A 24,699-nucleotide genomic window follows, 5' to 3' on the forward strand; every position below is an offset into this window, starting at 1 on the left:
GAAAGCGTGCGCCCGTTACCGTGGCCACTGTATGAAACCATATGCTGTCGGCGTAGTGCGATCCGCGTCAATCGCTCTGCGCCCGGACGGGCGAACCCAACGACGATCACGACGGCATTCTCCGTACGGTGTCATCGATAAAGTCGCGGTGGGCTCCGAACGGCGTACTGCGCCGGGGAAGATAACCCCCTCGCCCCCCGTGCCGATGAACGGATCGACCACGGGATATGCGTCACCCGCACCCGCCTGCCGTCATCCGATCGGCAGGTCGAACAGCAGTTCGCGGACGTAGCGCACTGGCGGCGAACCATGCGCGAGCAACGCGTCGTTGTAGCGCTTGAGATCGAACGCCGCGCCCTGCCGCTTCTTGGCCTCGTCGCGCAACGCCATGTGCTCCGAATAGCCGGTGAAATAGCTCAACAACTGCGTCGAGCCGAGCGAGGCGCGGACCCATTTGCCCGCCGCCTCGCGCTCCTGCTGAAACGCGGTGTGCGTCATCAGCTGCATCGCCTGCTCGCGGGTCATGCCCTCGGTGTGGATGCCGATGTCGAGCAGCGAGTTCGAGATCGAGCGCAGCCGCATCTTCAGCACCGTCAGCTTGAACAGCGGATCGCCATTCAGATAGCCCTCGTCCGCCATCATGCCCTCGGCATACACCGCCCAGCCCTCGACGAACGGCCCCGAGCCGAGCACCGCGCGCAGCGTCGACTGAGTCGCGTTGGCGTGCGCGAGCTGGAGGTAATGCCCCGGCATCGCCTCGTGCACCGCGAGGTCGTGGATCATGTAGTCGTTATATTCGCTGAGGAACGAGGTCGCCTGCGCCTCGGTCCAGTCGTCGGGGATCGGCGACACGGCGAAGAACGTACCGAGATTCTTCTCCAGCGGGCCGGGTGAATCGCAATACGCCACCGCGACGCCCTGCTGGAACTTGGGCATGGTGATGATCTTCACGGGGCTGTCGGGCATCCCGACCAGCCCCTTCTCGCGGACGAAGGCGGTCGCCTGCGCCAGCGCCTTGGTCGAGGCGTCGATCATGCCGTCGCGTGCCGGACGCTTCGCGTAGGTGAGTTCGAGCGCGAGCTGGATCGCGGCCTGTTGCTGCGCTTCGGACGGCTTGTCGGGGAGCAGCAGCGCGCCCTTCTTGGCGCCGAATATCTGGCGCGCGATCGCGTACATCTGTACGCGCGTGTCGACGATCGCGGCCTGCGCGCGGCGCTTGATCTCGGCCCGGGTGAGGTCGGATTGCAGCGCGAAGCCCAGCTTCTTGTCGTAGAGCGCCGCGCCGAGGCGGAAGTCGCCCTTCGCACCGGGCACGAGCGTCTTGTCGAGCCAGACCTGGTGCTCGGCAACCGCGGCCTTCAGTATCACGAGCGCGGCGTCGAACCGCTTGGCGTCGGCTGCGGACAATTCGCTCTTGTGCGGCGCGAGCATGGTCTCGGCGATGTCGACGATGCCGCTGTTCTGTTTCGCCACGGTCGTCGCGTAGATCGACGGCACGCGGGCGGGGACGATGTTCGCGCGCGCCTGCGCCAGTAATGCGGGGAGCGCCGCCATCCGCGCGGTCGCCGCGTTCAGGCGCTGTGGCCACGGCGCGAAATCGCGTGCGGCGAGCGAATAGAGCGAGCTGCCGGCGATGTCGTTATAGACCTGCGGATCCCACGCCCACCCGCCGAGCGTCTCGGTATCCCAGATGTCGTAGCGCAGCGCATTGTCGAGCAGCGCCGCATCGACCTGCTCCTCGCGCGACAGGGCTTTGCGGTCGATCCGCTGGAGATCGGCGAGCATCGCCTTCGAGAACGCCTCACGCTTGGCACGACCTGTGGCGGACATGTCGGTGATCTGTGCGTCGAAGCGGTGATCGCCGAGCGATGTCGCCGACGACGGATTGAGGCGGGCGAGACCATCGACGTAGCGCTTCGAGAGCGACGCGAACGCCGACGTCTCGTTCGCTTGCGCGGCCAGCACGGGCGCAGGGATAGATGAAACCGGCAGCGCGAGCATCGCGGCGCTGAGCAACAGACGGAAATTACGCATCATGGATTCCTGACGATCAGCGTTGTGGCGCGAGTTGCGCGTTCAGATAGACGGTGACGAGCGCGGCGCGCTTGGCGTCCTCGATCTTATCGGCGCCCGCCGCATGGCCGCCCTCCGGGTTTTCGTAATAAAAGAACGGATCGCCATACGCCTCCAGCCGCGCGGCGAATTTGCGCGCGTGGCCGGGGTGGACGCGGTCGTCTTCGGTCGAGGTGTAGATGAACGGCGTCGGGTATTGCACGCCGCGCTTCAAATTCTGGTACGGCGAATATTGCGAGATGAACGCCCAGTCCGCGGGCTTGTCCGGGTCGCCATATTCGCCGATCCACGATGCGCCTGCCGACAGATGCGAGTAACGCTGCATATCGAGCAACGGCGATCCCATCACGATCGCGCCGTAGAGATCAGGACGCTGCTCCATCGCGACGCCGACCAGCAGGCCGCCGTTCGACCGCCCCGACACGGCGATCTTCCGCTTGGCACTCACGCCGGTCCGGACAAGATCGTCACCGACCGCGTGGAGATCGTCATACGCCTTTTGCCGGTTCTCGCGCAGCGGCATCTGGTGCCAGCGCGGCCCGTATTCGCCACCGCCACGGATGTTGGCGAGCACGAACGCGTTGCCCCCCTCGACCCAGAACAGCCCGGCCGGGCCCGAGCGATAGGGCTGGTCGACGAGATAGGTCGGTGTCTGCGCGTTGCGGAACCCGCCGTACGCGTGGACCAGCGCGGGCACCGGCCCCGTCGTGCCTTTTTTGCGCACGAGGAAATACGGGATCTTCGTCCCGTCCTTCGAGGTTGCGAACCGTTGTTCGACCTGCATCGTCGAGGCGTCGAACCGCGCTGGCAGCGTGTCGACGGTGACCGGCTTGGCATTGGGGCGGACGGCATAGAGCGCAGGCGGGCTGAGGAAGCTCTCGACAACCGCGAACGCGACGTCGTCCTTGCCCGCGGTCGCATCGAGATGGATCGTCGACGCGGTCGGCAGCGCCGATACCGACTGCACCCATTGCCCGTCCGCGCCGCGCGTCAGCGACACGAGCCGGCCAGAGACGTCGTCGAGCATCTTCACCCACAGCACCGACTTGCTCGAATCGACCTGCTCCACCGCCTGCGTCGCGGTCGGCACCAGCACGCGTTCGATCGTCGGCGTGCGTCCCGCCAGCACGTCGGGGACGCTGTACGCCACGACCGACCCGCTCGGGATCCCCTTCCAGTCAGACGCCAGCGTCGCGATCAACCGACCATCGAGGACAGCGTTGATCTCGGCATCGTCGGGCAACGGCGACGGCACCAGCCGGCCATTCTCGCCGATATGACTGCGCTTCGAATGGAAGAAATCGACGTTGCGCGACACCAGCGGATAGCGCCGGTCGCCATCGCTGAAGACGTTGGTCTCGATCCCGACATCGTCCGGCGTCGCGCTCGTCACGGTGGCCGCGGCCGCGAGCGGCGCGCCGCGCTGCCACCACTTCACGGTGCGCGGATAGCCTGATTTCGTAAGGCTCCCGGCGCCGAAATCGGTCGCTACGTACAGCGCGTTCGGCCCGGCCCAGTTCAGCCCAGTCTTGAAGCTCGGCACGACGAAGCCGTCCGCGACGAACTTGCCCGTGGGGATGTCGAACTCGCGTTCCTCGACCGCATCGCCGCCGCCGTTCGACAGCGCGACCATGCAGCGATCGTACGACGGCGAGCGGCACGTCGCGCCCTTCCACACCCAGCTCTTGCCCTCCGCCTTGCCGAGCGCATCGACGTCGATCAGCGTCCGCCAGACCGGCTTGCCGCTGGTGAACGACGCCAGCGACGCGACCCGCCACAGCCCGCGTACGTTCGTCTTGTCCTGCCACAGGTTCAGCACCTGATCGCCGAGGATCTGGTCGGGCGTCGCGATCTGGCGATCCGCCTGCAACAGGTCGAGCGCACGCTGGCGGTAGCGCGCATAGCCGGGCTTGGCTTCGAGCGCGGCGAGCGACTGCGTGTTCCACCGCTTGACGGTATCGAGCGCACGCGTGCCGTGGATATCCTCGAGATACGCATTCGGATCGGTAGCGGGGGCCGGCGTCTGCGCCAGCGCGGTCGTCGAAAGGGCCAGCAAGGCCAGGAACGGCAGGCGTCTTTGCATCATCACTCTCTTATCGTTCAATGATGCGACTGTAGGCAGCGCAGTCCGCTACGCCAGCCCCTTCTCTTCAGATCAGTCGGCCTCCAGCGCGAGCAGTGCGAACGTCGCCAGCCAATGCTCGCCCATGTAATCGTCCGCGAGATGCGGCAGCGCCTCCGCCAGATGCGCATCGGCGATCGCGCGGGCGGCGGCAGGATCGGGCAGCGCGTCGGCGATCGTCCGCCAGCACCACGCGCGCGACAGGTTCACGCCATCGAGATGCGCGAGCCGCCCGTCCGACCGGTCGCTGACGATCGCGGGGGAACGCAGGCACGCCGTCGCTGGACCGAAGGGGTCGGGCAGGAACGCCGCCAGCCACGGCGCGAGCTCCGCCCCGAGCACGTCCTTCATCAACGCCGTTTCGCACAACGTCGCCGACAGGAAATCCTCCCCGCTAGGCTCGAACGGCCGACAGTCGCGATCGTCCCCGTACCAGTCCCGCGCGCGCGCCTCGATCAGTGCGGCGAGCGACGGGTCATGCGTCCGTGCCCAGCGCAGCGCGTGGACGAGCGCGAACGCGGTGCAGTCATGCTTCCCGCTCCGCACTGGGTAGATCAGCTTTGGCAGATACGCCGCAAACCGCGCCGCGAATGCGCGTGCCAACGGCTCGACCGCCGCCGCCCAGGGCCGATCTGGCCGCCGCGCCAACTCGTCGTGCAGCGCGAGCAACCATCCCCAGCCATAAGGCCGCTCGAACCCGCCGGTACCCGGCCGATCGAGATACGCCACCTCGCCCGTGATCAGCGCGGGCACCAGCATCCGGTCCGCCAGCGCCTCGACCGCGGCGGCTTCCGCCATGTCCGGATACAGCCGCGCGAGGCGCATCACCTGCCACCAGCCATGGACGCAGCTATGCCAGTCAAAACTGCCGTGAAACACGGGATGCAGCGTCTTCGGCAGCGCCAGGTCACCGGGCCCGTCGAGCACCTGGTCGAGCTTGTACGGCCATTCGCGGGTCAGATGCCCGAGCGTCAGCCCGGCAAATCGCGCAGCAGTCGCGCGGTCGAGCCGCTGTGTCATCGCGTCATCCCACATCGTTCGTCGGACATTCAGCTGCTGTGATCCGCAATGATCTTCCACGCGCCGCCACGCCGTTCGAACACCAAAGTCGTCATGCCTGATTCGCTGGTCGACGCCCCGGTCAGCGTCCACCGTGCGAACAGCATAGCATGCGCCGGATCCAGACCGCGCATCTCCAGGAACGCGAACGACAGCTTGCCGCGCGCATTGCCCGTGCCGCTGAAGCTGGACCGGTATTTGTCCGCAATCGCCGGCTTGCCGCGAAGCAGTCCCTTCGGCGTCACGAACACCGCATCGTCGGCATAGATGTCCATGAACCGCGCGAGATCGCCCGCGTTCCAGCCCGCCGCGCTCGCTTCCATGCCCTTGCGGATCGCGATTTCGGCAGGAGTCTGCGCCATCGCGGGTGCTGCGATCGCGACGATTGCAAGGGGCAGCATCAGGGTCCGCATCATTCTCTCGCCATCAGTTCGAGCAACGCCGCCTCGCCCACCGGTTCGGACAGCAGGAACCCCTGGTACAGGCTGCATCCACCCGCGGCGAGCAGTTCGAGTTGCGACGGTCGCTCAACCCCCTCGGCGATCACCGCGAGGCCCAGCGAACGCGCCATCGTGATCGCGCCGGCGACCACCACGCGGTCGCGTGCGCTGCCGTCGATGTCCCGCACCAGCGACTTGTCGATCTTGACGTAATCGAGCGGCAGCGACTTCAGATAGGCGAGGCTCGAATACCCCGTGCCGAAATCGTCGATCGCCACCCGACACCCTGCCCCACGCAGTTCCGCCAGCAACGCTGATGCCGCCGCGAGGTCTTCGATCAACCCCGTCTCAGTAATCTCCACCGTCAGCCGCCCGCGCGGGAACCCGCTCTCGTCGATCCGCGCCAGGAACAGCGCGGCAAACCCCGGCCGCGTGATATCCGCCGCCGTCAGGTTCAGCGACACGCGCAACGTCCCCAGAACCTCCGGCCACGCGACCGCACGCGCCAGCACCAGCCGCTGGATATGGTCCGACAACGCGATGCCCAAATCGGCCCGGTCTGCGGCGTCGAACAACGTATCCGCGCCGAGCGGCCCGAGCGCCCGGTGGTTCCAGCGCGCCAAGGCCTCGACCCCCGTGATCTTGCCGCTCGCGATCTCGACCTGCGGCTGCCAGCGCAAGTCGATCTCGTCGCGCTCGATCGCATGGTGCAGGTCGATCGCCAGCGCGTCGATCGGCGCAACGCCGTCGGGCAGCGCCACGTGCAGCACCGATCCGTCGCTCGCCTTCGCCTCCGCCAACGCCTCGCTCGCCCGGCGCAACAACGCCGCCGCGTCGTCGCCCGGCTGGCGCTGCGCCACGCCGAAGCGGCATCCGAGCACCGCGCGCGTATCCGCCACCGCGAACGGCCGCGCGAGCGCCGCATCCAGCGCGGTGATCGCCGCCGTCACCGCGGCCCCGGCCGCCTCGATCACCAGCACGAACTCCGACCCGCCAAGCCGCGCGACCATCGCATCCACGCCGATCGCCTGGCGCGCGACCGTCTCTGCGCGCAACACCGCGGCTTCGATCAGGCCATCCACCGCGGGACGGCCATGCGCCGCATTGACGATGTCGAGGCGCGACAGCGCGACCAGCACCACCGCCACCGGCCGCTCCTCGGCGATACGGCTGACGATCCAGCGCCGCGCTTCGCCGGTCTCCCTGTCATAGTGCGACGCGCCCGGTATGCCGCGCCGATCGATCGCGCCGCCGGATGCGCGTGCGGCATGGCGCCCCGCGAACCGCAGCGCCTGGACGAGTTCGCCTTCGCTCGCCGGACTGGCCAGGAATTGCGTCGCGCCCGCATCGAAGAACTCGCCGATCGCCTCGACATCGCCGCGCGATACCAGCACCAGCAACGCCGCACCGTTGGTGGCGACCAACCCGCCCAGCCTGCGCGTCGCCGAAAGTCCGTCGTCGAGTGCGCCGCGCGCATCGATCAACGCGACCGCGGCACCGCTCCCCAGGAACCGGCTTTCCAACCCTTCGGCATCGCCCACGACCGCCGCCTGCCACCCCGCACCGGCCCCTGCGCTTGCCAAAATCTCCGCGATCTCATCACGTTGACGGAACGATACCGCGAACAGCGTCGTTGCGATCTGCATGTCTTCCATATCCGTCGCACCTCGCTCGACCGGTGCGAGCCTAGCCGCCGTATCGCCGCGCGCCAATCCAATACCAGCCGATCCGGCCTTGTTAGTGGGACAGTCAGGTCTTAGCTCGGAGAAGATGACGATCGCGCCCACCCTCGAGCAAAAGCCGCTGCGCGATACGCATGGTCGCACGATCAAGTATCTGCGGATTTCGGTGACCGATCGCTGCGACCTGCGCTGCCGCTACTGCATGTCCGAAAAGATGACATTCTTGCCGCGCAGCAAGCTGCTGAGCCTCGAAGAGATCGCGATCATTGCCGAGCGTTTCATCGCACGTGGCGTGACGAAGATTCGTCTTTCGGGTGGCGAGCCGCTCGTGCGTCGCGACGTTGCCGAACTGGTACAGCGCCTTGGTCACAACATCGGATCGGGTCTCGAAGAGCTGACGATGACCACCAACGGCACGCGCCTCGCGCAGCATGCCGAGGCGATGGTCGATGCCGGCATCCGTCGTGTCAACGTCAGCATGGACAGCCGCGATCCCGAGCGCTTCCGCTACATCACCCGTCATGGCGACGTGTCACAGGTCATCGGCGGCATCTACGCCGCACGCGACGCGGGGCTGGCGATCAAGATCAACATGGTCGCGCTGAAGGGCTTCAACGAGGACGAGATCGCACCGATGCTCGCCTGGTGTCGCGACGAGGGGTTCGACCTGTCGCTCATCGAGACGATGCCGCTCGGCGCTATCGACGAGGACCGTACCGACCGCTTCCTGCCGCTGACCAAGGTGTTCGAGGATCTCGGCCAGCAGTTCACGCTTGCCCGCGACGCGCACAAGACCGGCGGCCCCGCGCGCTACTGGAACGTCGATAGCACGCGCACGCGTCTTGGCCTGATCTCGCCGCTGACTGCCAATTTCTGCGACGGCTGCAATCGGGTGCGCCTGACCACCGAAGGCAAGCTGTACATGTGCCTGGGCCATGACGATCAGGTCGACCTGAAGGCGGCATTGCGCGAAGGCGGGACCGCCGGTCTCGACGAAGCGATCGACGCTGGCCTGTTCGCCAAGCCGAAGGCGCATGACTTCCGCATCGGCCAGGGCGAAGGCCCTGCGGTCGCCCGCCACATGAGCGTAACCGGCGGATGAGCCGATACGAGCGGCGGGCGCTGGTCGCGTCCAATACCCCGCCTGCTCGTGCCGCCGAAGCGGAGCTCGCCGACATGGGCGAGTGGGTGCCGGTCGAGGACGCGGACGTCATCATCGCGCTCGGCGGCGACGGGTTCATGCTGCAGACGCTGCACACGATGCTGGAGCGCCGCAAGCCGCCCGTGCCCGTGTTCGGCATGAACCTCGGCACCGTCGGGTTTTTGATGAACGAATGGCGCCACCACGGCCTCACCGACCGGCTGGAGCGCGCGAAGCCGTTCAAGGTCATCCCGCTCAGCATGACCGCGCTTGGCGTCGATGGCCGGACGCACACGCTGCCCGCGATCAACGAAGTCTCGTTCCTGCGCGAGACCCGCCAGACCGCCAATCTCGAAGTGACGGTGAACGACCGCGTCGTCCTCGCCGAACTCGCCTGCGACGGCATCCTTGTCGCGACGCCGGCCGGTTCGACCGCGTACAACCTTTCCGCGCACGGTCCGATCCTGCCGCTCGGCTCGGGCATGGTCGCGCTGACCCCGATCAGCCCGTTCCGCCCGCGGCGCTGGCGTGGCGCGATCCTGCCCGACAAGGCACGCATCCGCATCCGCGTGCTCGACCCCGGCAAGCGCCCCGTCTCCGCGGTCGCCGACCAGCGCGAGATCCGCGACGTCGCGCAGGTCGACATCTGCATGGACCGCGCGCGCGAGCTCACACTGCTCTTCGATCCCGAGCACGCGCTCGACGACCGCATCACCATGGAACAGTTCGTCGCCTGAACGCGGTTTATCGCCGACTTTGCATTTTTGCGGCGAAACCCGCTTGCATCGTCCGACCGGCCGTTTATAGAGCCGCCTCCGGCAACGTTCCCTGATAGCTCAGCGGTAGAGCTCTCGACTGTTAATCGAGTGGCCGTAGGTTCGAATCCTACTCAGGGAGCCATTTTTTAACCGGACAAGTCCTCGCTTATTCGCGAGATGCCGGTAGGCCGGAACCCCTTTTTCACATCTGTCCAGCAAGTTGCAGTCGTTCTTGCGACGGCGTCTGACCTGCCGTCCCCCCAGGTGCCAAAGAGTCCAAACCCAAGACCAAACCCACGCGAGACGCCTTCGCGATGGGCGGGTTTTGCGCAAATGCCCAGATGTTGCAGGGACTTAGCTGTAACGAGCATTCTTTAGTTTATGAAACTTATTTCATGTTAAGACACTTTGTGGTTTATGATGAAGTCTCACTTAAATATTGGAGATTTCATGTTTCTTAAGTCACTTGCCACGGCATCGGCTGGCCTCATGCTGGTAGCCGCACCGGTTGCCGCGAACGCGGCTTCGGCCAACCCGGCATCCAGCCTCTCGACGATCAAGTCGGCACGCGCCGGCACGCCGACCATTAAGAAGTCCAAGGTCGCCGACGGTGGTTTCATCATCATCGCTCTTGCCGCAGTTGCGGTCGGTGGTGGTCTGTATCTCGCGATAGACGATGGCGACGATTCCGACAGCAACTAATCTGTTGGACCGGTGTCACGCACCGGTCCAATCGACCCTGGGCTCGGCTGAAGCCACGTCGCACCACGCACTTCATTGCCTTTGGCTCTTAGAAAGCGCTGCACTACCAATAGTCGTCGCGGAGACGCGCGCGCCCTGCCCGATCCGATGACGCTTCCCGATAGCTTTATTCGTGCGTCGCGCCCCGATTTGATACTATGCGGTCCTGCACGCGGAAAACGGGGCGGAGGGTTCGGAATGGTCGATGCAGTGATAGTCCGCGCAGGCGACAGCGTCGCGACCCTGTTGCGCGACGCCGATGTCGGCGACCGGATCGATACCGGCAACGCCGTGCTCACCCTGATGCAGGCCGTTCGGCGGGGCCACAAGATCGCACTCGACGCTATCGCGCCCGGGGCGGACGTGACGAAATATGGCTATTCGATCGGGCGGGCGACGGACGCCATCGCGCCGGGCGATCATGTCCACAGCCAGAACCTGTCGACCGGATTGGCCGGCACGCTCGATTACGGTTTCGCCCCGACGGACGAGCCGGTTGCGACATCCCCCCGCCATGCGACCTTTCGCGGTTTCGTTCGGCCCGACGGTCGGGTCGGCACGCGCAACGAGATCTGGATACTCCCTACCGTCGGGTGCGTCGCGCGGACCGCCGAGCGGATCGCCGCCAGGGCCGGGACGGCCTTGGCCGGCAAGATCGACGGCGTCCACGCGTTCAGCCACCCGCACGGCTGTTCGCAGCTCGGCCACGATCTCGACGGCACGCGCCAGATCCTCGCGAGCCTCGCCTGCCATCCCAATGCCAGCGGCGTGCTGATCGTCGGACTTGGGTGCGAGGAGAACCAGATCAACGCGCTGGTCGAGGCGATCCCCGCATGGCGGCGCCCGGCGATCCGCACGCTGACGGCACAGCTGAGCGTTGACGAGGTCGAGGAAGGCATCGCGCTGGTCGAGGAACTGGCGGAGCTGGCGGCCTGCGAACGGCAGGAGGTCGGGCTCGATCGACTGGTGCTCGGCGTGAAGTGCGGCGGGTCCGACGGCTTGTCGGGGCTGACCGCCAACCCGCTGGTGGGCCGGATGAGCGACGAGGTCGTCGGCGCCGGTGGCCGCGTGGTGTTCACCGAGATCCCTGAGATGTTCGGCGCGGAACAGGCGCTGATGAACCGCGCCGCCGACGTTTCGGTGTTCGATGCGATCGTCGGCGTCGTGAACGGCTTCAAGCAATATTTCATCGACCATGGCGAGCCGGTGTCGGAAAACCCCTCCCCCGGCAACGTCGTCGGCGGGATCACGACGCTGGAGGAAAAGTCGCTGGGCGCCGTGCAGAAAGCCGGCCGCTCGCCGATCGTCGACGTCATCGGCTACGGCGCGCAGGCACGGACCGACGGGCTGACGATGCTGGAGGCGCCCGGCAACGATGCGTTATCGTCGACCGCCCTCGCCGCCGCCGGCGCGACCGTGATCCTGTTCACGACCGGACGTGGCACCCCGCTCGGGTTTCCCGTACCGACGATCAAGATCGCGTCGAACACCGACCTTGCCCAGCGCAAGCCGGGCTGGATCGATTTCGACGCCGGACAGGTCCTCGACCAGGGGTTCGCCTCGGCCGAAACGGCGTTGCTCGACTGCATCGCCGCGATCGCATCGGGCCGCGAAACCGCCGCCGAGCGCAATGGCGAACGCGAAATCGCGATCTGGAAACGTGGAGTAACGCTTTGACACGACTGAGCCATGCGACGCTCGACAAACTGCCGACGACGATCGAGAGTCCGCGAGGCCGCCCCCTCCCCTCGATCGGCATCGTTCATTTCGGGCCGGGCGCATTCCATCGCGCGCACCAGGCGGCGTATATCGACGCGCTGTTGAGTGATGACCCGCGCTGGGGCATCGCGGCGGTCTCGATGCGCAGCAAGCGAACGGTCGCAGCACTTGCCGAGCAGGACGGGCTCTACACGCTCGCGATCCGCGACGCCGAATCGTCGAACCGCGTGATCGGTGCGCATCGCCGATTCCTCGGGCCCGACGACGCGACCGAAACGCACGCACTGCTCGCCGATCCCGCGGTCCGGCTGGTGACGTCGACCGTGACCGAGAAGGGCTATTGCCTCGCCGCCGACGGCACGCTCGACCTGTCGCACGCCGATATCGTCCATGATCTCGCCGGGACGGCAACGCCGCGCAGCCTGGTCGGATGGCTGGTCGCTGGTCTTGCCTCGCGCCGGAATGCGGGGATCGCGCCGTTCGTGCCGATGCCATGCGACAATCTCGCCAGCAACGGCGCCAAGCTCCACGCCGCTCTGGTCGCCTTCGCACGCGTGGGCGATACGGATCTGGCGGACTGGATCGCCGGTGAGGTGCGCGTGCCGTCGACGATGGTCGATTCGATCACGCCCGCGTCCGACGTTGCGCTCTACGACGATGTGGCCGAAGCGATCGGACTCGAAGACCTCGCCGCGGTCCAACGCGAATCCTTCGTGCAGTGGGTGATCGAGGACATCGGCACCCCACTCGGCCCCGATCTCGCCTCGGTCGGCGCGACGATCACGACCGATGTCGCCAGCTACGAGAAGGCGAAGCTGCGCATCCTCAACGGCGCGCATTCGACGCTCGCCTATGTCGGCCTGCTCCGCGGCGCGGCGAGCGTGGCGGACGCTATGAACGACGCGGCGCTCGCCGGGTTCGTCGATGCGATGATCCGCGACGACATCATCCCGATGCTGCCCACGACCCCTGGTCTCGACCTGGATGCCTACCGCGCCGCCGTGCTCCAGCGGTTCCGCAACCCAGTGATCGTCCACCGGCTCGACCAGATCGCGCAGGACGGATCGCAGAAGCTGCCCTACCGGCTGGGCGATACACTCGTCGCCAACCGCCGCGCGGATCGCATGCCCGCGGGCGTCGTCACCGCGCTCGGCGCGTGGGTCGCCTTCCTGATGCAACGTTCCCGCGACAAGATTCCGATCGTCGATCCAGCCGGCGATCGCCTGGCGGACGCGGCACGCCACGGAACGCCGGCCGAGGTCGTCGCGCGTCTGATCGACGCAGGACTGGGCTTCCCCCCCGAACTCCGCGACGACGCAGTGGCCCGGTCCGCGGTCGCCGAAGCGGCGGAACGGATCAGCCGCGGCAACTGGTCGGGCGTGAACCTCTAGACCCCATAGGCCGCCCGAGCATTGCCGCCGAAGATCGCGTCCCGCGCCTCCGGGCAAGCGCGCGTGACGAACCCGTCGATCAGGTCGACGACCTGGCGATACTCGGCTGCAAGGCGGCAGACCGGCCAGTCGGAGCCGAATATCAGCCGATCGGGTCCGAAGCACGCAAGCAGGTGGTCGAAATACCGCGCGATATGGTCCGCCGTCCACGTCGCGTGATCCGCCTCCGTGACGAGCCCGGATATCTTGCAATTGAGCGACGGCACCTGCGCCATGTCGGCGATCGCGTCCGCCCAAGGCTGCCAGCCACCGTGCGCGATGTCGGGCTTCGCACCGTGATCGAGGATTAGCCGCGGCGCCCTCGAACGCCCCGCCGCGACCAGATCGCAGAAGCGACGGACATGGATGGCCTGATGAGGTTTGACGAGAATGTGGTAGCAGAAACCGCGCTCGACCGTCGCCCGGACCCCGCGCACGAAGTCGGGTGTCAGCAGGAAATCGTCGTCGGGCTCGTCCTGGACGATATGCCGAAACCCAGCCAGTTTGGACGATCCCGACCGCGTCTCCAGCCGCTCGGCAATGTCGTCGGCCCGCAGATCAATCCAGCCGACCACGCCCATGATCCGCGGATGCGCAGCCGCGAGTTCCAGCAGCCAGTTGGTTTCGGCGTCGCTCTGTCGCGCCTGCACCGCGATGCAGCCGTCGATCGCGGCGCCGTCCAACGATGGCATCAAATCGGCAGGCGAAAAGTCGCGAGCGAGCACGCTGTCGGTATCGATCCAGTCGAATGCAGACGGCGAATAGGACCAGAAATGCTGGTGCGCGTCGATACGAGTCACGCGGCGATCCGCGCCTGGCTGGTCGGCTGTGTCTGCATCCGAAGAACGTACCGCGTGCACGCCAGCGCAGCAATCGGATCGACGTATCGCCATGACCGAACGCTATTTCGCGACGACCACCGGCATGAAGATATAACCGGTGCCGCGCACCGTCCGGATAATCTCCGTCGGATCGAACGCCAGCAGTTTCCGTCGCAACCGGCTGATATTGACGTCGATCGTGCGCCCACGCGCCATGCTTTCGGTCCGTCCCGACCGGGCGATCATCGCGTCGCGCGACTGTACCACCTGCGGTTCCGATACGAATGCGACAAGCAGCTGATACTCGCCGTCGGTCAGCCTGATGACCGTCCCGTCCGGCGCGTGAAGCACGCGCATCCGACAGTCGAGCATCCAACCGGCAAACGCGAAAATGTCGATCGCTCCCGAATGCACGCCCTCGACGACTGGGGAAGCCTCCGGAGCCCGCCCGCCCGTCCCCCTACGCCGCAACACTGAGCGGATCCGCGCCAGGATCTCACGTGGGCTGGACGGCTTCGTCACGTAATCGTCGGCCCCCAGTTCGAGCGCGACCACCCGGTCGATCTCGCCGCCGAGCGCGGAGAACATGATTACCCCCGGTGCGCCGGCGCCTTGCGGGAGCGTCCGCAGGATCGACAGCCCGTCCTCGCCCGGCATCATCATGTCCAGCACGATCAGGTCGCACGGCGATCGCCCCAAACGCGTCCGCAGTGCCGCCCCGCTCTCGACGGCCTCCGCGTGAAGTCCATGATCGACCAGGAACTCGGTGAGCAGGTCGCGCAGGCCCGGATCGTCGTCGACGATGACGATCCGGGCGGCCTCCGGTTGCAAGGTCTCGTGGGTGGTGAACGCGTTCCCGTCGGGAACGTACGATGGAGAGCCGGGCACGCCGTGATGGTTCGCGATCATGGCGGCCGCATGGACCCGACGTTTGTCCGGTATGTTTCCGGAATCCACCGCGATCGTCGAAGTGGTTTCCGGGCACGCTGCGAGGTGGGATGGTTGTATGAACTGCCGGTCGGCGCTAGCGGCATTCCCCATGTCGACGCCCGCCAAACCGCACGTTAAACCCTTGAACTGGCTCCAGCCTTTGGAGGGCCTGCGGATCCTCAAGCGGGGCGACGTGCCGATCACGCGAGTCCAGGTTTACGGCCAGCGATGCAGCGGTACCAACCTCGTCACGCGCGCGATCGAGGCGAACATGCCGAGCGTGACGATCACCGAGGATTTCGGCTTCAAGCACTGGTTCGTGCCGCCGCAAACGTTGTTCGTGAAGGATACGCTGGTGCTGGTCGTCGCGCGCGATGCGTTCGACTGGACCCGTAGCCTTCACCGCCAGCCATGGCACGCGCACCCGGACCTGAAGGCGGAGCCGTTCGACGTGTTCATCCGCAGCCAGTGGCACAGTTATTGGGACGATCATTTCGGCCCCATCGAGCCGGGGCATCCGATGCAGGGCGACGAGATGCTGCACGAGCGCGATCCGGAAACCGGCGAACGCTTCGCCAATTGCATCGCCAAGCGCACCGCGAAACTTCGCCACTGGGCGTCGTTGACCAACCGGACGCACAACGTCGCGTTGCTCGGCTATGATGCGTTCGCGCGCGCTCCGTCGGCGTTCGTCGAGGCGTTGTCCGAGGCGACCGGGATTGCACGGCGCGAAGAATATGTGCCGATCACCAGCTACAAGGGGCAAGGCTATGCCCCCTATGTTCCGACGGCTTATCCCGAACTCGCGCCTGCTGATGCCGAACACATCACCGCGTGGCTCGATCCCGAGGTCGAGGCGGCATTCGGACTGAGCGCGAACTATGCTGATCGATATCAATCGCCATCGGAGGCCGGATCGGTACAACGTTCGGCATGACCAAGCCGATCACGTTCTTCATCCATCACCAGGGTCGCGGCCACGCCAACCGCGCGATGGCGATCATCCGCGAATTGCCTGCCGAGCGCGCGGTGACGATCCTGACTGCCAAGCCGTCGCTGTTCGACGGCTTCGAGCGACCGATCACGATCGCCGCGCTGCCCGACATGATCGGCGCGCCGGTGCCGACGCCCGGCCTGTTTGCGCAGGCGACGCCCGAGGTGATGCACTGCGTTCCGCTCGGTGTCGCGAAGACGCGGGCGACGATGCGGACGATCATCGACCATCTCGACGACGTCGATCCGGCGCTGTTCGTGGTCGACGTTTCCGCCGAGATCGCGCTGCTGGCCCGGATCGCGAGCGTGCCCGCGATCAGCATCCGGATGCACGGCGACCGGCTCGATCCGGGTCATCTGGGCGCATATCAGGCAAGCGTCGGCTTGCTCGCACCCTTCGGCAAGGCGCTCGAACAGGCGGATACGCCCGACTGGGTGCGCGCCAACACGTGCTACGCAGGCGGCCTGTGCACGACCGTCGACCCCGTCTCGACCAAGGCCGAGGCGCGTGCGAAACTCGGCCTCGATCCGACCAAGGAAATCATCGTCGTGCTTACCGGCGGCGGCGGCGCAGGCACGCCGTACGCGCCGCTGACGATGGCGGCGCGCGCGGTGCCCGATGCGCTGTGGCTGGTGCTCGGACCGGTCCACCGCGAGGGGCATGAGACCGACTTCGGCAATCTCGTCGAACTCGGCTGGGTCCCCGGCATCACCGACCACATCGCCGCCGCGGACGTCGTCATAGCCTCGGCCGGTGACAACACCGTGCACGAGATCGCACGCGTCGGTCGGCCTTATGTCTGCGCACCCGAATGGCGCTATTTCGGCGAACAGACCCGCAAGGCAGAACGTCTCGCGGAACTGGGCGCCGCGGTCGCGCTGCCGTCATGGCCGGGCGCACTCGCACCATGGCGGGGGATACTCGACGCCGCGAAGGCACTCGATCAGGTCGCGCTCGCCGACCTGTACGACGCGGATGCGGCCAAGGTCGCCGCGGACTATCTGGAAGGACTGGCGGTCTCGCTTTGGGCGCCCGCTTAGAGATCGAGCGCCAGTCGATCCTCCCCCGCCAGGGGGAGGATCGAAACGTTGCGCAGTTCCTCAGCTGAACAGAACCTCCGGCGGCATCCTCGACGCGGCAACCTCCTCCGCGGTCGGCCCCCGCAACACCGTAATCGTATCCGCATCCCAGGCGATCAGCCCGCACTCGGCGAAATGCCCCAGCCAATAGTCCATGCACCACCGCCCCCAGGTGCCGCGAAACAACCGCGCATTGCGGATGATCGCATCGAAATGCTGGTACGCAGGCGTGTGGACGACATGGTGCTGGTGATACGCCCGCGCACCGCCGACCCACCACATCGGCACGCCGGCGCGCTCGAGCCGCGCGGCAAAGTCGGTTTCCTCGCCCCCATAGCCGACATAGCGCTCGTCCATCCCCCCTGCCCGCGCCCAGTCCGCCGCGGAGATCGCGAACGACAGGCCCCAAAGCTCGCCGTGGCTGGGAGTCGGCCGTATGTCATCGGGCGCGATCGGTGGCTTGGCCGGGTGACGCAGGCCGACCCGGTCGAGCACGTCCCAGTCCAGCCCGGCATCCATTGTGCCGGCGGGAAGATACAGCACCTCGCCCAACCGAATACCGCCCGGCTCGATCGCCGTAGCCGCATAGCGCTCGACCAACGTCGGCGCAGGAACGCAATCGACGTCCAGAAAGATCAGCTGATCCCCACGCGCAGCAGCCGCCGCACGGTTACGCGCCGCCGCCAGCGGCATCGCGTCGCCCTCGACCAACACCGCGCGCACTGGAAAGTCGGTCGGCGGGAGATCGGCATGCGGCGCGTCCTGCATGTACGCGATCACGAGTTCGTCAGGCTTACGCGTCGCTGCGTTTAGGCCGGCGATCAGGTTCACCAGATGCGCGCGGCGTCCGCGCACCAGCGTCAGCACACTGACCGACGAGGACGTCACGATGCTTTCCTGATGCCCTCGACGTCGATTCCCGCGGCGGCATCGCGGAAGAACGCGACGCCTTCGATCACGCCGCGCGCGTGATGGCCGATCGCGACATAGCCGTGCGCCAAGTCCGCCCGCGATCCCAGGCCGTCCGAATAATTGCCGACAATGATCGCGTGGCGTGACGATCGCAGCATCTCGATATCATTGCCGCTGTCCCCCGCGACGATCACCTGTCGCGGTTCGAGACCAAGGCGACGACGGACATGCTCGACCGCGGTACCCTTCGACGCGGCATGCGGCAGGATGTCGAGATAGCGGCCGTGGCTCTGGATGATCGAGCAACTATGGCCGTGTTCCGCGAGCAAAGCCCGCACCCGCTCGGCCGCCGCCATGTCGCCATCGGCGAAATAGCTGAGCTTGAACCGGCGTTGTTCGAGCGGACTCTGCGGCGTCAGTCCGGCATATTGGCCGATGAGCGCGGCAACCGCCTCGCGGTCCCAGCCGGCGGCGATGATCCCGTCCCATTCGGTGTCGCGGTCGTACACCGCGCCGCGCACCGTCCGGTAATAGATCTCCGAGCCGACCGAGGTGATCAGGATTTCGGGGCGTGGCGCATCATGCTGCCCGAGCACCGCCATCGCGCTGTGGAAGCTTCGCCCGGTCGCGATCGCAAACGCGACATCGGTCTGTGCCTCGTGCCACGCGGTGAAATCGTCGACACCTTTTGCACAGCCGAGCAGCGTTCCGTCGATATCCGACACCAGCAACAATTCCGGCATCCGGTCCGTAACCGCAGGCGCGGCGTTCACGACCTCTGCGAGCAACCCGGTATATAGCTGTACGTGCCGGTCCCAGTCATAGGCGCGGATCGCTACCGATCCTGCCGCTGAGTAGCGCGACCACAGCGCCGGATCGTCTAGTATCTTCAGGATCGCATCGGTGATGGCGCTAGGTGAACGCGGATCGACGAGGATGCCGTTGCCGCAGGTCTCGACGATGTCGTTCGGCCCACCGCTGTCGGTAGCGACCACGGGCAGGCCGCTCGCCGCCGCTTCGAGCAGGGTCAGCCCGAACGGTTCGTTAAGCGCCGGATTGACGAAGACGCCGCGCCGGGTCCGAGCATGAGCATAGACCGCGGCGATATCGTCCGGCCGGTGCTGTTTCGGATAGGCGACCTTGCCGTACAGGTCGTAGCGGTCGATCAACTGCAACAGCTCGGCGATGTTGTCGCGGATCTCCGGCTCCAACGTCGCGCTGTCGTCTCGCGTGCCCGCCAGGATCACGAGGTTCGCCGCGGCCTGCAGCGCGGGCGACCGGCCATAAGCGTGGACGAGCGCCGCAAGGTTCTTCTTGGTCACCGGACGCGCAATCGCGAGGATTACCGGCTTGGCGGGATCGTCCAGGAACCGATTGATCAGCGCATCGACACGGGCATCGGTGCCGCAGTTCGCGAACTGCTTGAGGTCGCTACCCGGCGCAAACACACGGATCCGGCCCGGATCATACGCGTCATAATCAGCATACTGGACTTCAGCCTCGTCGCGCGACGAGGCAATGATCGCGGCCGCCCCGGCAATGGCTTCCTCCTCGATCGCGATCCGGCGATCGAGGCCCGCGGTTTCCGCGCAATCACGATCGAACGCGGCCAGCTTCACCCGGCCGAGCGAATGCGCGGTGAAGACATAGGGGATGCCGGTACGCGCCGAAACGCGCGCCGCGATCAGTCCGGCATCGGCATAATGCGCGTGCATGACGTCGGGCACGCGATCGAGCGAGGCGATGTGTGCGACCAGAGCCTCGACCAGGCTGTCATGCTCAGTCCACAGGTCTTCCTTGACGAGATACGCATCGGACGCGGTCAGCAGGCGGACGATGCGCGTCGTGCCGTCGATCGTCTCGATCGGCTCGGCATAGCATTCGGCATAGGCCACGTGGTGAAACGCGCGCGTCACGATTTCCATCCGGTCGATCGCCGAATTACGGCCGCTGGCAGCGACCAAGTCCAGCAGGTACCGAATGTGGCCCCCGGTATCGGCGGTAATTCCGTATTCCACGTCGGTTGCGCGCAAACATCCCTGCAACGCGATATGTAAAACGAACACCTTTCCCCCGTTCATCTGTGATTCATCGAAGGAACCGCTCGCGGGGTTGCCGAGTTCCGGGGCGATGACACTTAAAACCCAGGTATTGACGCAGGTTATCACGTTCTCGCTGATGTTCAGTTCGTTCAGCGATGACAGGTCGTGAGGATAGCTTTACTCACCTGGGCCTATCCCCCTGAAAAGAGTGGACTTACCCGAGCCGCTCGCGAGATTGCACAGTCGCTGGCGGACGCCGGGAACGACGTGTCCGTTTTCGCGATGGATCGGCGCGAAGACAGTCGCGATGGCCGGGTTTCGGTCATCGGCTGCGGGTTACGCGAGGGATCGTTTGCCGCGCGCCTGCGCAAGATCGCCGGGATCGGGCACCTGGTTGCGCCGTTCGCGTTCCGCCGCGCGGTCGCGCGCGAGCACCGTCGCGAGCCATTCGACGTGGTCGAGGCGACCAACTGGTATGCGCCAGGGCTGGCGATCGCGCTCACCGGTCCTGCGCCGTTGGTAACGCGCAACTCGACCCCCGCAGCGACCTCGGCGGAGACGGCAACGAGTCTACGCGACCGGTTCGATCGGCGCGCAGCAATGCTGGCCGAGAAAGTGTCCGCACGCTTCAGCAAGGCACTGATCTCGAACACACAGCTTCACGGCGAGAAGATCGCCCGGTTGTACGACGTCGAAGCGCCGGATCCGGTCGGGCATCACGCGGTCATCGGCCTCAGCCTGCCGCCGGAGATCGTGGCGCGAGGAACGGCCGCAGCCTATCCCGACGATGTTCCCCAGGACCAGCCGATCGAACTGCTGTTCGTCGGACGTGACGAGCATCGCAAGGGATTCGATGCCCTGATCATGGCGCTGAGGATCCTCGCCCGGCGCGCAGATGCCGGGATGCGCGATTTCCGCCTCACGATCGTCGGCGTTCATGCGGACGATTTGAAAGCGCTTCCGTCCACCGCGCGAGCGCGGCTGCGATGCCATCACCGGGTCGACGAACCGACGTTGCACGACCTGATGAGCGCCGCGCACGTCATCGTCGCGCCCTCGCGCTACGAGAGCTTCGGGCTGGTGTACCAGGAAGCGATGATGTTCGGCCGACCGGTCGTCGCCTGCGCCGAGGATCCGAGCGCACGGTTGTTCATCGGCGAAAGCGGTGCCGGATTACTGGCCAAGGCCTGCACCGGCGACGACCTCGCCACGCAGGTCCAGCGGCTGATCGAGGACCCGGCCTTGCGTGCGCGTTACGCCGCGGCGAGCCGCCAAGCGTCGGGGATGTTCACGCGCGACACCCTGTCCGCGCAGACGACCGCGGTCTATCGCACGGCGATAGCGTCGAAGGGGGCGAGCAGCAACGCCTCGTCCTCCGGCCTGCCCGCGCCGGTCGACATCGCCTCGTAGATCCGCGTTCGCTCGCGCACCCGCTCGCCATCGAGCCGATGTTCGAGCGCACCGGCCAGCGCCAGCGAACTCTCGACGAACGGCACGACCGGGCGCTCGTGGACGCGGCCGGCAAAGCGGATGTCGCTGCGATTGAGGCGGTACTGGATGTCCGGATAGGACGCGGACTGCACCCCATCGACGAGGTTGCGGCGCGGCAGGCCGAGCGAGAGCAACCCGTCGCGATCCGCCGCCGCGACCAGCCAGCCAAGCGCGTCGAGCAGGGCGGAGTCGGGGCGCTCGTCGGTATCGATCTGCAAGACCCAGCGGGTCTGCAGTGCGTCCTGGAGGCGGTTGCGTTGCGCGGCAAAATCGCCTGCGAGGGGGTGATGGGCGACCTCGATCCACGGGACCCGTGCTGCGAGTTCGCTTGCTTCGTCTGCCGTGCCGTCGAGCAGGACGACGATCCGGGCAAACGCGGTGCGATAATCGGTCGCGATCTCGACGATGTCGTTGGCGTCGGCGGGCCGCGCCATGATGCCCAGGCCTATCGCGTGCGGCACAGTCGTCGCCGGGGTGGAGTGCGCCTGGGCTGGGCGATAATCAGGGAGAAAGCGGACATCGCCTCGCGCAACGGCGACCGGTTCCACCTCGAACCCGAACCGCCACGCCGCGTTCCGCAAACCGGCTGGGTCGAGCATCCAGCGCTCCGCAGGATCGCGCTGTAGGTCAACAAGCCCGCTTCCCAACCGCGCGACGATCTCGTCGGCAGCCGCACCGACCTCGCTCACGTCGCGAACAAGCAGGCGGCAGTGGCTACACTCGAACCAATCCTCGCGCACGAGCCAGTCCCAGTTCCCACAGATCGAGCATCGTAATCGCATGGCTCCGGCAACCCGCGGCGCAGGGAGCCGGTTCCCATGCCGTTCCACTGTACGCGCGGCACCAGACACCCGATCTGTACCAACCTACCGGCGTCATCCTGATGAAAGTCAGGACCCAGAGCCATGCAAGACAGCGCCCGTTACTCTGGGTCCTGACTTTCGTCAGGATGACGCAGAAAAACGGCTCTCAATACCCGAACGAATGCGCCAGCGTCAGCAGCAGCCAGTACAGCCCGCCCGACAGCAGCATCGCCACCGGCAGCGTCATCACCCAGGCCAGCGCCATGTTCATCACGGTCCGTCGCTGCAACCCGGCGCCGTTGGCAACGCTCGCACCCGCAACACCAGAAGACAGGATGTGCGTGGTCGACACCGGCATGCCATATTTCACCGCCAGCAGGATCGTCGCCGCCGCGACCAGTTCGGCCGACGCGCCCATGCCGTAGGTCAGGTGCGTCTTGCCGATCCGCTCGCCGACGGTGACGACGATCCGCTTCCACCCGACCATCGTGCCGAGACCGAGCGCCAGCGCGACGGTGACCTTCACCCAGGTCGGGATGTAGCGCGTGCCCTGCTCGAGCCCGCTATTGTAGCTCTTGAGCGTCGTGATCTCCTGCACGGTAAACCGGCTCTGCGCGGTTTTGTCCTCGGCGATCAGCTTGGTCGTATCGAGCACGAGGTACATGTCGTTGCGCAGGTTCGGGGTCGCCGCGGCGGGCACCTTGCCAAGCGAGCCATAGCTTTCGATCCGGCTCGACACGTCGTCCGACAGCGTCGCCAGCGCGGCATAGATGACCGGGTCGGCGACATGCTTGGTCTTCAGTGCCTGCGTAACCTGCGCACGCGACGTGGCGACGTCGGCCGGCGCGCCGCCGGCATGCGCGCGGTACGCGGCCGATGCCGCCTGCGCGCTTTGCACGAACGCCGGCATCGCACTCTCGGGCATCGTCCGGTTCAGCGCGTAAGCGGTCGGCGCGCAACCGATCAGGATGAGCATGATCAGCCCCATGCCCTTCTGCCCGTCGTTGCTGCCGTGCGCGAAGCTGACCGCGGTGCACGTGCCGATCAGTAGCGCACGGATACCACGCGGCGGCGGCGTTTGGCCCTCCGGCGCCTCGTACAGTTTCTTGTCGTGCAGGAAGGCCTTCATCACGAGCAGCAGCACGAGAGCGCCGACGAAGCCGACGATCGGGCTGAATGCGAGCGCAGAGAGAACCTTCCAGACCTGCACCATGTCGACGCCGGACGTCCCGTCGGCCCCGCCGTTGATGAATTGGTTGGCAAGGCCGACGCCGAGAATCGAGCCAATGAGCGCGTGGCTCGACGAGTTGGGCAACCCCGCCGCCCAGGTCGCGAGATTCCAGACGATCGCGGCAAGCAACAGCGCGAAGATCATCGCGAACCCGCCGACGCTGCCGACGTTGAGGATCAGGTCGACCGGCAGCAGCGTGACGATCGAATACGCTACCGCACCCGACGACAGCATCACGCCGAGGAAGTTGAAGAACCCCGACCAGACGACCGCGAGCGGTGCGGGCATCGAGTGCGTGTAGATGACGGTGGCGACCGCGTTGGCGGTGTCGTGGAACCCGTTCACGAACTCGAACCCGAGCGCAATCAGCAGCGCGAGCGCAAGGAACGCGAACGCCCCGCCGGCCAGGCTCTCGCCGACCTGCGCGGTGTCGAACGCGATGCTGAACCCGGCATAGGCAAGCCCGCCGATCAGCACGGCAAGGAATATCCAGCGCCCGGACGGATGCAGCGAATGATCGAGCTTGGGACCGGTATGCGGCGCAGCGGTAGCGCTCGAATCAGCCGTCACCGCATCGGGTGCAAATGTGGAGGTTGCCATAGAAATGTGCAGTCGGCCCTTACGATGACAATCTTATGACAGATGTAAATCAAGCGATCGTTCGCCCCTGTTTGGGACGTCGCCTTAACGATCCTCCCCCGCCAGGGGGAGGTGGCTGGCCTTTGCCAGACGGAGGGGGAGGCAGGGATAACCCCTGTTCCGTGTCCTCCCCCTGCGTCGCCTTCGACGCCACCTCCCCCTTGCGGGGGAGGATCGTTCGGAACCGACTTCGTTGGACGTGAGTAAGTTAATTCACCGAGCTTCACCGATGCTCGCGAGCTGCATGCCATTGCGGCCGAACAATGTGGCCATCTTCACGTCCGCATCCGCGGTCATTTCCTTGCGGCACTGCTGCGCATCGGCGAGCGCCGCGAGGCCGACACCGTGCGATTGGCAGGCGCCGGCGATCGCCGAACGCAGCCGGCGCTGGAACGCGGTGCGCCCGGCGTCGCTGGTCAGGTCGAGCCCGGCGCGCGACACGCGCACCGATACCGGGTCGCGCCCGGAACTCGCGGAAGCACCCGTGGAAAACAGGCAAGCGCCGACGATCGCCGCCGAAGCGACGCTGATGAAAAGCTTCAAGATGATGTTCCTCAAATGGTCCTGCGGTCCGCAAGGCTATGCCTGCTGG

Annotated in this window: 20 protein-coding genes and 1 tRNA gene; 9 read left to right on the forward strand and 12 right to left on the reverse strand. The window is 66.2% G+C overall.

The annotated features are described in order from the left end of the window. Window positions 1–252 precede the first annotated feature (252 nt). The 5 genes from AC1ME3_RS18290 to AC1ME3_RS18310 all read right to left on the reverse strand — a co-directional run bounded on the left by AC1ME3_RS18290 (window position 253) and on the right by AC1ME3_RS18310 (window position 7,340). Complete coding sequence (locus AC1ME3_RS18290) at window positions 253–2,037, reverse strand: DUF885 domain-containing protein (protein ID WP_480954297.1); 1,785 nt, start codon at window positions 2,035–2,037, stop codon at window positions 253–255. A 13-nt stretch (window positions 2,038–2,050) separates the two neighbouring features. Next, the gene (locus AC1ME3_RS18295; RefSeq protein WP_480954298.1) at window positions 2,051–4,159 is read right to left on the reverse strand and encodes a prolyl oligopeptidase family serine peptidase; all 2,109 of its coding nucleotides are present in this window, start codon (window positions 4,157–4,159) and stop codon (window positions 2,051–2,053) included. A 69-nt stretch (window positions 4,160–4,228) separates the two neighbouring features. Next, window positions 4,229–5,215, reverse strand: coding sequence for a DUF2891 domain-containing protein (locus AC1ME3_RS18300; protein ID WP_480954299.1), 987 nt, complete (start codon window positions 5,213–5,215; stop codon window positions 4,229–4,231). Between the two features lie 29 nt (window positions 5,216–5,244). Then, window positions 5,245–5,655: a YybH family protein gene (locus tag AC1ME3_RS18305; protein WP_480954300.1), complete on the reverse strand. Its 411-nt coding sequence runs from the start codon at window positions 5,653–5,655 to the stop codon at window positions 5,245–5,247. 11 nt (window positions 5,656–5,666) lie between these two features. Next, entirely contained in the window at window positions 5,667–7,340 is a 1,674-nt protein-coding gene (locus AC1ME3_RS18310) for an EAL domain-containing protein (protein ID WP_426280529.1), read from the reverse strand. 124 nt (window positions 7,341–7,464) lie between these two features. On the opposite strand from AC1ME3_RS18310, the gene moaA reads away from it, so the two are divergent. The 6 genes from moaA (at window position 7,465) to AC1ME3_RS18340 (ending at window position 13,126) form a co-directional block, all read left to right on the forward strand. Continuing rightward, window positions 7,465–8,478, forward strand: coding sequence for a GTP 3',8-cyclase MoaA (gene moaA / locus AC1ME3_RS18315; protein ID WP_480954301.1), 1,014 nt, complete (start codon window positions 7,465–7,467; stop codon window positions 8,476–8,478). Continuing rightward, window positions 8,475–9,254, forward strand: a complete 780-nt coding sequence (locus AC1ME3_RS18320) for an NAD kinase (protein ID WP_480954302.1) — start codon at window positions 8,475–8,477, stop codon at window positions 9,252–9,254. The genes moaA and AC1ME3_RS18320 overlap by 4 nt, the downstream gene beginning before the upstream one ends. 88 nt (window positions 9,255–9,342) lie before the next feature. Beyond that, window positions 9,343–9,417, forward strand: a tRNA-Asn gene (locus tag AC1ME3_RS18325). A gap of 308 nt (window positions 9,418–9,725) precedes the next feature. After that, window positions 9,726–9,977 carry a hypothetical protein gene (locus tag AC1ME3_RS18330; RefSeq protein ID WP_480954303.1) on the forward strand — a complete coding sequence of 84 codons (252 nt, stop codon included), beginning with the start codon at window positions 9,726–9,728 and terminating at the stop codon, window positions 9,975–9,977. 237 nt (window positions 9,978–10,214) lie between these two features. Then, window positions 10,215–11,693, forward strand: coding sequence for a UxaA family hydrolase (locus AC1ME3_RS18335; protein WP_480954304.1), 1,479 nt, complete (start codon window positions 10,215–10,217; stop codon window positions 11,691–11,693). Next, window positions 11,690–13,126 carry a mannitol dehydrogenase family protein gene (locus AC1ME3_RS18340; RefSeq protein ID WP_480954305.1) on the forward strand — a complete coding sequence of 479 codons (1,437 nt, stop codon included), beginning with the start codon at window positions 11,690–11,692 and terminating at the stop codon, window positions 13,124–13,126. The genes AC1ME3_RS18335 and AC1ME3_RS18340 overlap by 4 nt, the downstream gene beginning before the upstream one ends. On the opposite strand, the gene AC1ME3_RS18345 is transcribed toward AC1ME3_RS18340, so the two are convergent. Together AC1ME3_RS18345 and AC1ME3_RS18350 are read right to left on the reverse strand one after the other, a co-directional pair. Then, complete coding sequence (locus AC1ME3_RS18345) at window positions 13,123–13,965, reverse strand: amidohydrolase family protein (RefSeq protein WP_480954306.1); 843 nt, start codon at window positions 13,963–13,965, stop codon at window positions 13,123–13,125. The two genes, AC1ME3_RS18340 and AC1ME3_RS18345, sit on opposite strands and share 4 nt — an antisense overlap. Before the next feature lie 102 nt (window positions 13,966–14,067). Beyond that, window positions 14,068–14,895: a response regulator gene (locus AC1ME3_RS18350; RefSeq protein ID WP_480954307.1), complete on the reverse strand. Its 828-nt coding sequence runs from the start codon at window positions 14,893–14,895 to the stop codon at window positions 14,068–14,070. Window positions 14,896–15,025: 130 nt separating this feature from the next. Between AC1ME3_RS18350 and AC1ME3_RS18355 the strand changes: the two genes are divergently transcribed. Both AC1ME3_RS18355 and AC1ME3_RS18360 read left to right on the forward strand, forming a co-directional pair. Then, a complete protein-coding gene (locus AC1ME3_RS18355; protein WP_480954308.1) occupies window positions 15,026–15,853 on the forward strand; it encodes a hypothetical protein in 828 nt (275 codons plus the stop codon). Beyond that, window positions 15,850–16,950, forward strand: a complete 1,101-nt coding sequence (locus AC1ME3_RS18360) for a glycosyltransferase (protein ID WP_480954309.1) — start codon at window positions 15,850–15,852, stop codon at window positions 16,948–16,950. Before AC1ME3_RS18355 ends, AC1ME3_RS18360 begins: the two co-directional genes overlap by 4 nt. 60 nt (window positions 16,951–17,010) lie before the next feature. On the opposite strand, the gene AC1ME3_RS18365 is transcribed toward AC1ME3_RS18360, so the two are convergent. Next, entirely contained in the window at window positions 17,011–17,877 is an 867-nt protein-coding gene (locus tag AC1ME3_RS18365) for a glycosyltransferase family 2 protein (RefSeq protein ID WP_480954310.1), read from the reverse strand. Next, window positions 17,874–19,919, reverse strand: a complete 2,046-nt coding sequence (locus AC1ME3_RS18370; protein ID WP_480954311.1) for an HAD-IIB family hydrolase — start codon at window positions 19,917–19,919, stop codon at window positions 17,874–17,876. Before AC1ME3_RS18370 ends, AC1ME3_RS18365 begins: the two co-directional genes overlap by 4 nt. 189 nt (window positions 19,920–20,108) lie before the next feature. Between AC1ME3_RS18370 and AC1ME3_RS18375 the strand changes: the two genes are divergently transcribed. Continuing rightward, window positions 20,109–21,353 carry a glycosyltransferase family 4 protein gene (locus AC1ME3_RS18375; protein ID WP_480954312.1) on the forward strand — a complete coding sequence of 415 codons (1,245 nt, stop codon included), beginning with the start codon at window positions 20,109–20,111 and terminating at the stop codon, window positions 21,351–21,353. Here the strand turns inward: AC1ME3_RS18375 and AC1ME3_RS18380 are convergent. The 3 genes from AC1ME3_RS18380 to AC1ME3_RS18390 form a co-directional block, all read right to left on the reverse strand. Further along, window positions 21,269–22,216, reverse strand: coding sequence for a glycosyltransferase family protein (locus AC1ME3_RS18380; protein ID WP_480954313.1), 948 nt, complete (start codon window positions 22,214–22,216; stop codon window positions 21,269–21,271). The genes AC1ME3_RS18375 and AC1ME3_RS18380 overlap by 85 nt on opposite strands. 187 nt (window positions 22,217–22,403) lie before the next feature. Continuing rightward, window positions 22,404–24,038: an inorganic phosphate transporter gene (locus tag AC1ME3_RS18385; protein WP_480954314.1), complete on the reverse strand. Its 1,635-nt coding sequence runs from the start codon at window positions 24,036–24,038 to the stop codon at window positions 22,404–22,406. Between the two features lie 282 nt (window positions 24,039–24,320). Continuing rightward, on the reverse strand, window positions 24,321–24,650 hold the full coding sequence (locus AC1ME3_RS18390; protein WP_136189784.1) for a UrcA family protein: 330 nt from the start codon (window positions 24,648–24,650) through the stop codon (window positions 24,321–24,323). Window positions 24,651–24,699 lie beyond the last annotated feature (49 nt).

The organism is Sphingomonas sp. BL2, from assembly GCF_056680015.1.